General features: G+C 48.4%; 13 protein-coding genes. 11 read left to right on the top strand and 2 right to left on the bottom strand.

Translation table 11 applies throughout. From position 1 onward, the window contains the following. The first annotated feature begins 6 nt into the window (after positions 1-6). The 5 genes from WC490_03780 (at position 7) to hypE (ending at position 5,223) form a co-directional block, all read left to right on the top strand. The gene (locus WC490_03780; GenBank protein MFA5097729.1) at positions 7-615 is read left to right on the top strand and encodes a sugar transferase; all 609 of its coding nucleotides are present in this window, start codon (positions 7-9) and stop codon (positions 613-615) included. A 159-nt stretch (positions 616-774) separates the two neighbouring features. After that, positions 775-3,057: a carbamoyltransferase HypF gene (gene hypF / locus WC490_03775; protein ID MFA5097728.1), complete on the top strand. Its 2,283-nt coding sequence runs from the start codon at positions 775-777 to the stop codon at positions 3,055-3,057. Then, positions 3,029-3,235, top strand: a complete 207-nt coding sequence (locus WC490_03770; GenBank protein MFA5097727.1) for a HypC/HybG/HupF family hydrogenase formation chaperone — start codon at positions 3,029-3,031, stop codon at positions 3,233-3,235. Before hypF ends, WC490_03770 begins: the two co-directional genes overlap by 29 nt. Next, positions 3,195-4,238 (top strand): hydrogenase formation protein HypD, encoded by a 1,044-nt coding sequence (gene hypD, locus WC490_03765; protein ID MFA5097726.1) that lies wholly within the window; start codon positions 3,195-3,197, stop codon positions 4,236-4,238. Before WC490_03770 ends, hypD begins: the two co-directional genes overlap by 41 nt. After that, positions 4,225-5,223: a hydrogenase expression/formation protein HypE gene (gene hypE, locus WC490_03760; protein ID MFA5097725.1), complete on the top strand. Its 999-nt coding sequence runs from the start codon at positions 4,225-4,227 to the stop codon at positions 5,221-5,223. The genes hypD and hypE overlap by 14 nt, the downstream gene beginning before the upstream one ends. 5 nt (positions 5,224-5,228) lie before the next feature. Here the strand turns inward: hypE and WC490_03755 are convergent, their stop codons facing one another. After that, entirely contained in the window at positions 5,229-5,831 is a 603-nt protein-coding gene (locus WC490_03755) for a transposase (protein ID MFA5097724.1), read from the bottom strand. Positions 5,832-5,892: 61 nt separating this feature from the next. Here WC490_03755 and WC490_03750 point away from each other — a divergent pair, with 61 nt between their 5' ends. From WC490_03750 to WC490_03740, 3 genes are read left to right on the top strand one after another with little or no spacing between them, the layout of a single operon-like run. Further along, positions 5,893-6,972, top strand: a complete 1,080-nt coding sequence (locus WC490_03750; protein MFA5097723.1) for an isocitrate/isopropylmalate dehydrogenase family protein — start codon at positions 5,893-5,895, stop codon at positions 6,970-6,972. Next, positions 6,969-7,892 carry a malate dehydrogenase gene (gene mdh / locus WC490_03745; GenBank protein ID MFA5097722.1) on the top strand — a complete coding sequence of 308 codons (924 nt, stop codon included), beginning with the start codon at positions 6,969-6,971 and terminating at the stop codon, positions 7,890-7,892. Before WC490_03750 ends, mdh begins: the two co-directional genes overlap by 4 nt. Continuing rightward, positions 7,880-8,716, top strand: coding sequence for a fumarate hydratase (locus WC490_03740; protein ID MFA5097721.1), 837 nt, complete (start codon positions 7,880-7,882; stop codon positions 8,714-8,716). Before mdh ends, WC490_03740 begins: the two co-directional genes overlap by 13 nt. A 165-nt stretch (positions 8,717-8,881) precedes the next feature. Here the strand turns inward: WC490_03740 and WC490_03735 are convergent, their stop codons facing one another. Then, the gene (locus WC490_03735) at positions 8,882-9,673 is read right to left on the bottom strand and encodes a hypothetical protein (GenBank protein ID MFA5097720.1); all 792 of its coding nucleotides are present in this window, start codon (positions 9,671-9,673) and stop codon (positions 8,882-8,884) included. Between the two features lie 91 nt (positions 9,674-9,764). Here WC490_03735 and WC490_03730 point away from each other — a divergent pair, with 91 nt between their 5' ends. From WC490_03730 to WC490_03720, 3 genes are all read left to right on the top strand, one after another. Then, positions 9,765-10,289 carry a Fe-S-containing hydro-lyase gene (locus WC490_03730; protein MFA5097719.1) on the top strand — a complete coding sequence of 175 codons (525 nt, stop codon included), beginning with the start codon at positions 9,765-9,767 and terminating at the stop codon, positions 10,287-10,289. A gap of 77 nt (positions 10,290-10,366) precedes the next feature. After that, positions 10,367-10,699: a thioredoxin gene (gene trxA, locus WC490_03725; GenBank protein ID MFA5097718.1), complete on the top strand. Its 333-nt coding sequence runs from the start codon at positions 10,367-10,369 to the stop codon at positions 10,697-10,699. Beyond that, the gene (locus WC490_03720; protein ID MFA5097717.1) at positions 10,677-11,849 is read left to right on the top strand and encodes an aminotransferase class V-fold PLP-dependent enzyme; all 1,173 of its coding nucleotides are present in this window, start codon (positions 10,677-10,679) and stop codon (positions 11,847-11,849) included. Before trxA ends, WC490_03720 begins: the two co-directional genes overlap by 23 nt. Positions 11,850-11,873: the final 24 nt, after the last annotated feature.

The raw sequence follows: 11,873 nt of genomic DNA, 5'->3' as shown, positions 1-11,873 counted from the left end.
AAGATCATGGCAAAAAGGGTTTTTGATATGATTTTCAGCTCATTACTGCTTGTAGTTTTGTCCCCTTTGCTGGCCATTATTGCCCTTTTGATAAAAGTCGACAGCCCCGGACCAGTACTCTTTGTTCAGGACCGGATCGGCAAGGATTTCGAGCCTTTTAAGGTCTATAAATTCAGGACCATGGTCAACCGCTCTAGTAAAAGAGGGCTGTTGGTAACACTGAGGCATGATCCCAGAATAACCGGACTTGGACATTTTTTGAGACATTATAAACTTGACGAACTGCCTCAACTAGTGAATGTTTTAAAGGGGGACATGAGTATGGTGGGGCCAAGACCCGAAATACCAAAAACCGTTGAAAAATACACAGAAAAAGAAAGAACTTTGCTTTCAGTAAAACCTGGATTGACAAGCCCCGCTTCAATAAAGTTTATCCAGGAAGAAAAACTGTTGCCAAGTTCTTCCAGACAGCTTTACAGGACATATTATGGAAGCGTTATTCCCCAAAAACTGGAGTGTGACCTTAAATACTTAAGGGAAAGGTCTTTCCTGTATGACATTTGGATTATAATAGAGACAATTATTGCTATTGCCAAAATCCCTTTTTCTAAATAATTTGTCTAAATTACGCCAAAAATAAATCTTGACAGCGTCTCTTTCAGCATGCTAGAATAGTTCCAATAATTCTGCAAATCCCTCTGTCCTATCTGCTTAAAGAGGGCCCCGGTTGAAGGCATAAACCTCAAACTGTTAGGGAAAAGGAGTAAATACGCCATGAGTGCGGTCATAAGAAAGAAATTCGTGTTCAAAGGCAGGGTTCAGGGAGTCGGATTCCGTCCTACTGTTTATAATCTTGCAAAAAAATTCGGCCTTGCCGGGACCGTTTTGAACTCTCCAGACGGGGTCATTGTTGAAGTTGAGGGGAGCGAAGCTCTTATTGATAAATTTTTGCAGTATTTAAAACAAAAACAACCGCCTCAGGCCAGAATATCAAAAATAGAATCCTCCGTGCTTCCAACGATCGGCTACATGTCCTTCCGCATCCTTCCCTCTGCCCAGGCAGGAGAAAAGACCGTTCTTGTGTCCCCTGATATTGCCACCTGCAAAGAATGTGAAAAAGAGCTGTTCAATCCAAAGGACAGAAGGTTTGGGTATCCTTTTATCAACTGCACCAACTGCGGCCCCAGGTTCACTATAATGAGGGACATCCCTTATGACAGGGTAAAGACGACCATGCAGCCCTTTCATATGTGCAGCCTTTGCGAGTTTGAGTACAGCGACCCGGAAAACAGACGATTCCATGCCGAGCCCAACGCCTGCGAGGACTGCGGCCCACATATTTTTCTCTATGATAACTACGGCCGGAGGATAGAGACGCTTGATCCAATTCTTAAAACTGTACAGCTGCTAAAAGATGGAAAAATAGTGGCGATCAAGAGCCTTGGCGGGTACAATCTGGCCTGCGACGCTTCAAACCCCGAAGCTATAGCAGAGCTGAGGAGAAGAAAAGACCGGCCCGAAAAACCCTTTGCCGTAATGTCATACAGTCTAAGAGAGGTCAAGTCTTATGCAAAAGTGAGCGACAAAGAAGCCGAGCTGCTTCAATCAGCCGCCAGGCCGATAGTCCTGCTAAAAAAACGCAAGGGGGCCCTTATCCCGGAGTCGATCGCTCCCGGAAATTCCTCGATAGGAGTGATGCTGCCGTATAACCCGGTCCAGTTCCTTATCCTGAAGGATAATTTTGTCAACCTTATCATGACCTCGGGCAATATCAGCGGCGAACCCATAGTTAAAGATGACGAAAAGGCCCCATTAAAACTGAGAAAGCTTGCCGATTACCTGCTGATCTACGACAGAAAGATCTGGAACAGGTGCGACGACTCTATAGTCAGGGTCCTCAAGAACAAGCCGACCATGCTAAGGCGCTCGCGCGGGTACAGTCCCGACCCAATAAGGATCTCAAACGAACCGTTCCCCGAGATACTGGCCCTGGGAGCGGAACTAAAGAACACCTTTACCATGACAAGGGGAAGGGCGGCATATCCTTCCCAGTACATAGGAGACCTTAACAACTCCGAGACGCTTGAATTTTTGAAAGAAGCCATCACAAGATACCAGGGATTGTTCCGAGTCCAGCCAAAGGCTATCGCGCACGACTTGCACCCGGATTATCTTTCTACAAAACTCGCCGGCTCCATAAAGGGGCTAAAGATGATCCCAGTTCAACACCATCAAGCCCATATTTCCTCTGTAATGGCAGAACATAACATCAACTGCGATGTCATTGGAGTGGCCTTTGACGGAACAGGGTACGGCAGCGACGGCTCTGTTTGGGGAGGCGAGTTCTTTGCGGGCAGGCCCGGGACTTTTGAAAGAAAGGCTCATTTAAAATATGCCGCCATGCCGGGCGGGGATGCCGCGGCTAAAGAACCGTACAGGATGGCTTATTCCTACCTTTATGACGCCTATGGCGATGAAGCGGAAAAATTAAAGATCGACTTCGTCAAGAACCATAGGTCCCAGTTCAAGCTCCTTAAAAAGATGATCAAGTCCGCGACAAATTCCCCGATGACCTCCAGCATGGGGCGCTTTTTTGATGCGGTAGCCGCTCTCATAGGCCTTAGACAGGTCATTTCCTACGAAGGCCAGGCTGCGATAGAGCTGGAATCGATCGCCCAGGGAAAAGGCTATAAGTCCTATGAGTTCGAGCTGGACGAATCCCTCATGCTTGACCCTGCCCCGATAATAAAAGGCATTGTCGAGGACATCAAGGCGCTGGTTCCTGCCGAGTCCATCTCTTACAAATTCCACAATACTATAGCCAAGGCAACCGGCAGGATCTGCAAGGCTCTCTCAAAAGAGACCAAGTTAAAGAAGGTGTGCCTGTCAGGCGGCGTGTTCCAGAACAACCTGCTGCTTGAGTCCACGCTCAGGGAGCTGAAAAAACTTCGGCTCGAGGCCTATATAAACGAAAAAGTCCCTACCAATGACGGCGGTATTTCGCTGGGACAGGCGAGGTTCGCAAAAGATGTGCTTGGCAATCCCGGGCAAAGTTGAATCAATATCCGGGGACTCCTCGGAGGTCAACTTTTCCGGTTTAAAAAGAACAGTGTCGCTAAAGCTGCTTCCGGGCGTCAAGACCGGGGATTATGTGCTGGTGCACGCCGGTTTTGCCATCCAGACCGTTGACAAACATGCCGCAAAAAAAACTCTTAAACTTTTTAAAGGATTGTAAGCACAGCCTCATACTTATGGAGGTGTGCGGGACCCACACCGTGGCGATCTCAAAAAACGGCCTGCGCTCTCTGCTTCCGCCAAATATCAGGCTGTTCTCCGGACCGGGCTGCCCGGTCTGCGTGACACCCCAGGCAGAGATAGATGCCTCAATTGAGCTTGCCAAAAGGCCCAAAACAATAATCACCACCTTCGGGGACATGATCAGAGTGCCTGGGACAAGGACTTCTCTAGAAAAAGAAAAGGCCGAGGGTTCCGATGTCAGGGTCGTATACAGCCCGCTGGACTGCCTTGACATCGCAAAAAAAGAACCGGAAAAGGAGATCGTATTTATTGGAGTGGGATTTGAAACAACATCCCCTGCTATAGCAGCAACCGTCCTTAAAGCAAAGGAGGAAAAGGCCCATAATTTTTCGGTCATTCCGGCCTTCAAGCTTATTCCCCCTGCCCTACAGGCCTTAACCGGAGCAAAAGATGTAAGGGTCGACGGCTTTATTCTGCCGGGACATGTTAGCACAATAATTGGAGCGGACGCTTACGGTTTTCTTGAGATACCGGGGGTAATTGCCGGGTTTGAGGCAGAGGATATACTGGAGGCGATAAGGATGATAGCAAAGCTGATAGGGGCACGCAACCGCCCGCCCGTACAGATCCAATATAAATCCGTTGTCAAACCAGAAGGCAATCCTGCGGCCTTAAAGGTGCTCTACGAGGTCTTTGAGCCCTCGGATTCAAATTGGAGAGGCATCGGCACGATAAAAGGTTCGGGCCTTGTTTTTAGGGACAAATACAGGGATTTTGATGCTCTTAAAAAGTTCGATGTAAAGATGAGGAGCGCAAAGGAGCCCGCGGGCTGTTCCTGCGGCAGTATCCTGAAAGGGGTCAAAACCCCTCCGGAATGCAAACTGTTCGGCAAAAAATGCACTCCCGAATATCCTGTGGGGCCGTGCATGGTCTCAAGCGAGGGGGCCTGTTCGGCCTATTACAAATATGGCAATAATTGAGCTCTCTCACGGCAGCGGCGGAAATAAAGCACGCAATATCATAAAAGATATTTTTATCTCCAGGTTCTCCAATCCCATCCTTAATATCCTTGATGATTCGGCGTGTGTCGAGGGCGATCTGGCCTTTACAACGGATTCATTTGTTGTGGAGCCCGTGTTCTTCCCCGGTGGCGATATAGGAAAGCTGTCGGTGTGCGGAACTGTCAATGACCTTGCCATGAAAGGCGCAAAGCCCCTCTATCTTTCCGCCTCCTTCATAATAGAAGAAGGTTTTGAAATGGATGACCTGGGAAAGATAGCTTCCTCAATGGCAAAAACGGCCAAAGAAGCCGGGGTTTTGATCGTTACCGGCGATACAAAGGTTGTTGACCGTAGAGGCGGGTTAAAACCGGCCCCTCAAATTTACATAACCACAGCCGGCATAGGAAAGATCCCAAAGGATATTGATGTTTCATCAAAAAACGCCACGCCGGGCGATGCGATCATCCTTAGCGGGACCATCGCAGACCATGGGGTCTCTATAATGAACGCCAGGAACGATTTCGGATTTAAAGGGGACCTTAAAAGCGACTGCGCCAGCCTCAACGGCATAGTTGAAGCATTCCTTTCCAAGGATGTGCGCGTTCTGCGGGACCCGACAAGGGGCGGCCTGGCCGCGTCTTTGAACGAGATAGCCAAAACTTCCAAGGTCAGTATAGTGATCGAGGAAGATAAGATCCCCGTACTGCCGCAGGTCAAAGCCGCCTGCGACCTCCTGGGGCTTGATCCCCTGCATGTGGCAAACGAAGGAAAATTTGTCGCATTCGTCAGACAGAGTAGCGCAGACAAGGCCCTAAAAAAGATAAAAACCCATAAACTAGGCAAAAACGCATCTATCCTGGGTTTTGTGGAAAAAGGTGCAACCGGAGTATCAATAAAGACCCGGGTCGGCTCTTTGCGGCCGCTTGGAATGCTTGAAGGAGAGCAGCTGCCGAGGATCTGCTAAAAGAATCAATTATTCATTCTATCATTTTGCCAATTTCTAGGATTGTTTTCTATGTACCGTCTTATTCGATCCAACGACCATTGATTCCTGATTATATGGTCATGATATCGCCCCTGCCATTCAAAATTATTGCCCCCCATCGCCCGGATGCGTTTGGTTGAAACTGATTTAAACTGATTAATTATTGAACCCAATGTATTGGGACCCCAATTGTTATTGTCGCGTGGGAATACAGGGTTGTTTGCGGACGGGGGTAGGTCGTTTGTAGACCGGGGGAGGTCGTTTGTAGAGACGCCCCGGCGGGGCGTCTCTACCACAATCGATTCAATAACCAATATCCCGTGAATATGATTTGGCATAACTACGAATTCATCCAATTTAACATTTTTTCGGATCATCCCTGTTTTTTGCCATTCGTCTTGGATTATTTGTCCCATTTCCGATAATGCCATTTTCCCGTTCACGATTTTCCCAAAATAATGCCTGCGGTTTCCTGTGCAAATGGTAACAAAATAATATCCTTTTGATGAATAATCCCATCCTTTTAATCTCGCGGATTCCACGCGGTATTTTCCAACAAATAGAGTCATATGGTCAATTGCCAGCAATTTCGGCGCCACATCCTCTTTTGTTTGCCTATGTTATAATTTGTTTGAAAAGGAGAATAAATTGCCATACACAATATCCCTCATCCCGGGTGACGGCATCGGCCCGGAAATAACGGAGGCGACCCGCAGGTGCGTTGATGCCACAGGGGTTAAGATCAAATGGGAAGTGGTTGAGGCCGGCTCCGATGTGATGGACAAATACGGCACCCCTCTTCCAAAAGAGGTCCTTGATTCCATAAGAAAGAACAAAGTAGCCCTCAAAGGCCCCATAACCACGCCGATCGGCAAAGGTTTTCGCAGCGTCAATGTTGCTCTCCGCAAGGAACTGGACCTGTACGCTTGCGTAAGGCCCTGTAAATCCTACAGGGGGGTCCGCTCAAGATACGAGAACATAGACCTGGTTATTGTCAGGGAGAACACGGAAGACCTGTACGCCGGCATAGAGTTTGAAGAAGGCAAAAAGGAAACGAAAGACCTGATCGAACAAATAGAAACACTATCAGGAAAACATATCAACAAAGACTCAGGGGTCTCTATAAAGCCCATCTCCGTTATGGGGACAAAAAGGATAGTTAAATATGCTTTTGACTACGCGGTAAAGAACAAGAGGAGGAAAGTGACGGCGGTCTCAAAAGCCAACATAATGAAGCACACCGACGGGCTGTTTCTTGCCGTTGCAAAAGAAGTGTCAAAAAAATACGAGGGTAAGGTCGAGTACGAGGAGCGCTTGGTCGACAATATGTGCATGCAATTGGTCCAAAAGCCGGAGCTCTATGATGTTCTGGTACTGCCAAATCTTTACGGGGATATCCTGTCCGATCTGTGCGCCGGTCTTGTGGGAGGTCTGGGAATGGCCCCCGGGGCTAATATCGGCAAAGACACCGCGCTTTTTGAGCCCACCCACGGAAGCGCTCCTAAATACAAGGGCAAGAACAAGGTCAATCCTGTTGCAATGATACTTTCCGCCGTCCTGATGCTGCGGCACATCGGGGAAAAAGAGGCGGCGGATAAACTTGAAGCGGCTGTTTCAAGAGTGATAGATGACGGCAAGAATGTCACATACGACATGAAACCCCGTCCCGATGATCCCACGGCCGTCGGCACATCACAGATGGCGGATGCCATAATCGGGGCTTTATGACAAAGATATCCGTAATAGGAGCGGGCAATGTCGGGGCCGAGACCGCCCGCAGGTGCGCTGAAAAGGGGCTCGGAGAGGTTATCCTCGTTGACATAATCGACGGGGTGCCTCAGGGAAAAGCGCTTGATATACTTGAATCAGCCCCGGTGGAGGGATTTGCCTGCAAGGTCACAGGCACAAACGATTATTCCCGAATAAAAGGTTCTGATATTGTTGTTGTAACTGCCGGCCTTGCAAGGAAACCCGGCATGACGCGCGAAGACCTGGTTATAAAGAATGCGGCCATAATAAAGGCTGTTGCCGGAAATATCAAGGCTTTTGCACCAAACTCCATTGTGATCGTGGTTACCAATCCGCTTGATGTAATGACCCAACTGATGAAGGAAGAGACCGGATTTGACAGCAGAAAAGTGGTCGGTATGGCCGGCATTCTTGACAGCGCCCGCCTTGCTTCTTTTATCTGGCTCGAGACAGGTATATCACCGAACAGGATAGAGGCCATGGTCCTTGGAGGCCACGGAGACGCGATGGTCCCACTGCCAAAGTATACGCTGGTCGACGGAAAACCAGTCGAAAAAGTCCTGCCCGCTGAAAAGGTCGCCGCTCTTATTCAAAGGACCAGGGACGGAGGGGCCGAAATAGTCAAACTTCTTAAGACAGGAAGCGCATATTATGCGCCTTCGGCTTCGGCAGCATCTATGGTAGAGGCCATTGTTAAAGACACAAAAAAGGTGGTACCCTGCTCCGCATATCTTGAGGGGCAATACTGCATTTCGGGCGTTTATATCGGAGTTCCTGTTAGGCTGGGCAAGAAAGGCATCGAAGAGATCATTGAGCTTGAGCTTTCTGAAGCGGAAGAGAACGCTCTTAACGCCTCTGCACAGGTCGTAAAGGATACTTTTAAGCTATGCGGCAAATAAAGGCCGCTTTAATAACAAAGGCAGTGGAAGATCTATTTATCAAGATCAATCTTGAACTTGCCCCGGATGTGTTATCCTCCCTAAAAAAGGCCAATAAAACAGAAAAAAACAGCTCCGCAAGGTCCGTGCTTAAGGTCCTTCTTGAGAACGCCTCGATCGCAAAAAAAGAAAGAATTCCGATTTGCCAGGATACCGGCCTTGCGGTAGTATTTGCGCAAATAGGACAGGATGTTCACATTTCCGGCGGCGACCTCAAAAGTTCGGTGGACCAAGGGGTCAAGCAGGCTGTTAAGAAAGGGTATTTGAGAGCGTCGGTGGTTAATGACCCGTTAATAAGAAAGAACACCGGGGACAACGCTCCCGCGATACTTCACACAGAGATCGTTCCCGGCAATAAAATAAAGCTTTATTTGCTTGCGAAAGGCGGCGGAGCAGAAAACATGAGCGCGCTTAAGATGCTGAAGCCGTCCGACGGCATAGAAGGGGTAAAGGCCTTTGTGATCGAGACAGTAAAAAAGGCCGGCCCCAGCGCCTGTCCCCCGATGATCGTGGGGGTTGGTATAGGCGGCAATTTTGAAAAATGCGCCTATCTGGCAAAAAAGGCGTTATTGCGTGTAGATGCGCGTCGCGTTGCGCATCTAGGTAATTTGGAAATTGATCTATTACACCGTATCAACAAATTGGGTATCGGGCCTTCGGGATTCGGAGGAAAAACAACCTGTCTTGCGGTAAACATTGAATCAGCCCCATGTCATATTGCCAGTCTGCCGGTCGCCGTTAATATCGAATGCCACGCGCACAGACACGGGGAAGCAATTATCTAGTCCTGCTTGGATTGATGTGAATAAAGTTCTTTCTTATCCCAAGATTGCTGATGGAGATCATTTCCCCTCCGGAAGAAAAATAGGAAGGGAAATATAGGCAGTCGGTGTTCTGGGGATAAACATTCCAACGCCCGTCCCTGCTTTGCTTTGATACCGGCAGCATTTCTATATAGGCCGGGAATTCTTCATATGGAAACCCGTCTTCCAAAGCCCGTCCCTGATCTGATCATATACGGCTATTCTGGCATCAACAAATCCCTCGCTAGCAAGCTCAACCTCTCCCCCGTCTTCCCTTTCAAATATGTCGTACAGATTCACCTTAACTCTTCTCTCCGGCACGATCGGCAGGTGCATCTCAAAAGACCATGGAGTGAACTCATATTCTCCGGTCTTTACCGCTTTTCCCATAAGGGCGCTTAACCTGTTGAACAGAAGGTCCAGAGAAGGCCCTGTCCTTTTTATAGATTCTGTTATCTGATAACTGGGCAGACCTGTTTGCCGTACCGTTGACGGATCTATCCCCCAAAAAGGTCCGTCATCAGAAAGCGTCAACGACATGGTATCAAGAGCTCTTGGGACGCCCTCATCAAAAAATGCCTGGACTTCGGCTTCATGGTCTTTAAAGACAGGCAATAAGCTTGCCAGATTAAGCACAAAATTAAATTCCGAAAAAGGTGATTTGTGCTCGATATAGTGCCCTGATTGGCGGATCAAGCCTTCTGCGGGCTCTATATTTTGAGCAATCGTCAGAGGTTCAGCCCTATGCCAAGCGGGATAACAGCTGTTTCTAAACTCCGGTGAATTCAGAGCTGCTTTAAGATATCCATGGGCAAAGGGTCTCATAAGGCAGGCCTCTACCCCAATTATCCTGTCATAAGAAGATCTGGCTATCGGACTTTTTACGGGAACAAGATTCGGATTCTTTACTTGTTGCGCAGCATTAATAATTGTTGGCATTATCGATCCTCTTGATGATATGTCGATACGGTTTTTTAATAATTTCACTGTATGTATTTTCTACAAATGATTGTATAATTGTACTATCAAAATGAAAAAAATAGGCCTGCCTGCGGAAAAAGGCTCGCTCACCGCTTTAAAAGCCGGCGATAGGGTGCTTTTATCCGGGATATTACTGACCGCCCGCGATGCCGCGCACAAAATACTGTTCGAGCTTTTGCAGAAAGGCAAAAAGCTGCCGGCAGAGCTTAAAGGGCAAATAGTATACTATGTCGGCCCCACCCCTGCCCGCCCCGGCAAAGCAATCGGCTCTGCGGGACCTACAACCTCCGCAAGAATGGACCGTTATACTCCGGCGCTTTTAAGTGCCGGATTAATTGGAATGATAGGCAAAGGCAAACGCAGCAAAGAAGTTGTTGATGCTATAATTAAGAAGAAGGCGGTTTATTTTGCCGCTATTGGCGGGGCCGGAGCCTATCTGTCAAAAAGGATCAAAGCCTCAAAAGTGGTCGCGTATCCTGAGCTGGGGACAGAGGCAATAAGGCGGATAAAGGTTGAGGATTTTCCCGTGGTGGTCGCAATTGATTCCCGGGGAAAATCAATTCCAAATTTTTGAAATGCAGGGGCAGGCGGCCGCGAATCGACTGAGCTCGCCGAAGTCCTGCCCGTACAACACAGAAAAGGAGATCATGAATGTCAACATTACCTGAGGTTAGCACAGCAAATTTTGAAGCCGAGGTCGTAAAAGCAAATGTGCCTGTCTTGGTGGACTTTTGGGCGCCGTGGTGCGGTCCCTGCAGGATGGTAGCCCCCGTTGTTGAGGCGGCCGCGGAAGAATTCAAGGGAAAAATGAAGTTCGTCAAACTCAATACCGATCAAAGCCCGGACCTGGCCGGGAAATTCCAGATAATGGGCATCCCCTGCCTTATTTTCTTTTCGGCCGGAAAAGAAGTTGACCGGGTAGTTGGCTTTTTGACAAAAGAGGCTCTTGCTCAAAAGATAAATTCTATCCTGGCAAGGAAGTGATCTTCTGATCTATCTTAATAACGCGGCTACTTCCAAAGCCAAGCCGCCGGAAGTCCTTGAGGCAGTCCACAGCTTTCTTAAAGAGAACGATGTTAGCCCCGGACGCGGTGCGGACGCCTTATCCCTTGAAGCAGACGAGATCCTTACGCAGTGCAGGACCTCTCTTTCAGAACTTTTCAATGCTAAGCCTGCTGACAACATTGTTTTCACGCTCAACTGCTCGGATGCCATCAATACGGCCTTAAAAGGGTTTCTTAAGGACGGGGACCATGTTCTGATCTCTTCCATAGAACATAATTCAATAGCAAGGCCTCTTCGCTTTCTTGAGCGGATAGGAGTTGAGACGGAAACAGTGCCGGTAATGACCCCAGACTATGCTATCACAGCCGAAGCTCTAAGAGAACGAATAAAAAACAACACACGGATGATAGCAGTATTGCACGCTTCCAATGTCATCGGGTCCCTCCAGCCGCTTAAAGAGATAGGTTTGCTTGCAAAAGAGAAGGGTCTTGCCTTTCTTGTTGATGCAGCACAGACAGCGGGGATCTATGATATTGATGTGCAAAAGATGAACATTGACCTTCTGGCATTTGCGGGCCACAAGGGTCTTATGGGGCCCATGGGAACAGGGGGACTGTACATAGGGGCAAGGGTCAAGGGTATAGAGCCGCTGAGACATGGTGGCACCGGGACCATATCAGAATCAGAGACACAGCCTGATTCTTTGCCGGACAGGTTTGAAACAGGCACCCCCAACACCCCCGGGATAGCCGGACTGCTGGCATCAACAAAGTTCATACTGAAAAATGGGACTAAGAACATAAGAAACCATACAAAACAGCTGACAGCAAAACTGATTGAAGGGCTGAGCAAGATCAAAGGCGTTGAAGTCTATGGGCCAAATGATCCCGAAAAACAGGCTGCCGTTGTGTCTTTTAACATAAAGGGGATGGACCCTTCTGCAGTGGGAGAGATTCTGGAAAAGAAGTTCGGCATCATAGTCCGGACCGGGCTTCACTGTTCCCCCCTGTGCCACAGGACCATCGGGACTTTTCCAAAAGGCACTGTCAGAATATCTGCCGGCTATTACAATACGGAAAAAGACATAGAAGCCGCCATAAAAGCGGTGAAAGAAATAGTTTTTAAATGAGTTTATAGTCCCGACGCTGAAGCG

This window comes from Candidatus Margulisiibacteriota bacterium (genome assembly GCA_041650635.1).
In the GTDB taxonomy this organism is placed as follows: domain Bacteria; phylum Margulisbacteria; class WOR-1; order JAKLHX01; family JBAZKV01; genus JBAZKV01.
Note: the sequence above shows the minus strand (reverse complement) of the source record. Positions and strands in the feature narration are given on the sequence as shown.

Bases quoted from the DNA above. Each gene is read 5' to 3' on its own strand.
- WC490_03780 (MFA5097729.1), top strand. From the start codon at position 7: ATGGCAAAAAGGGTTTTTGATATGATTTTCAGCTCATTACTGCTTGTA.
- hypF (MFA5097728.1), top strand. From the start codon at position 775: ATGAGTGCGGTCATAAGAAAGAAATTCGTGTTCAAAGGCAGGGTTCAG.
- WC490_03770 (MFA5097727.1), top strand. From the start codon at position 3,029: ATGTGCTTGGCAATCCCGGGCAAAGTTGAATCAATATCCGGGGACTCC.
- hypD (MFA5097726.1), top strand. From the start codon at position 3,195: ATGCCGCAAAAAAAACTCTTAAACTTTTTAAAGGATTGTAAGCACAGC.
- hypE (MFA5097725.1), top strand. From the start codon at position 4,225: ATGGCAATAATTGAGCTCTCTCACGGCAGCGGCGGAAATAAAGCACGC.
- mdh (MFA5097722.1), top strand. From the start codon at position 6,969: ATGACAAAGATATCCGTAATAGGAGCGGGCAATGTCGGGGCCGAGACC.
- WC490_03740 (MFA5097721.1), top strand. From the start codon at position 7,880: ATGCGGCAAATAAAGGCCGCTTTAATAACAAAGGCAGTGGAAGATCTA.
- WC490_03735 (MFA5097720.1), bottom strand. From the start codon at position 9,673: ATGCCAACAATTATTAATGCTGCGCAACAAGTAAAGAATCCGAATCTT.
- WC490_03730 (MFA5097719.1), top strand. From the start codon at position 9,765: ATGAAAAAAATAGGCCTGCCTGCGGAAAAAGGCTCGCTCACCGCTTTA.
- trxA (MFA5097718.1), top strand. From the start codon at position 10,367: ATGTCAACATTACCTGAGGTTAGCACAGCAAATTTTGAAGCCGAGGTC.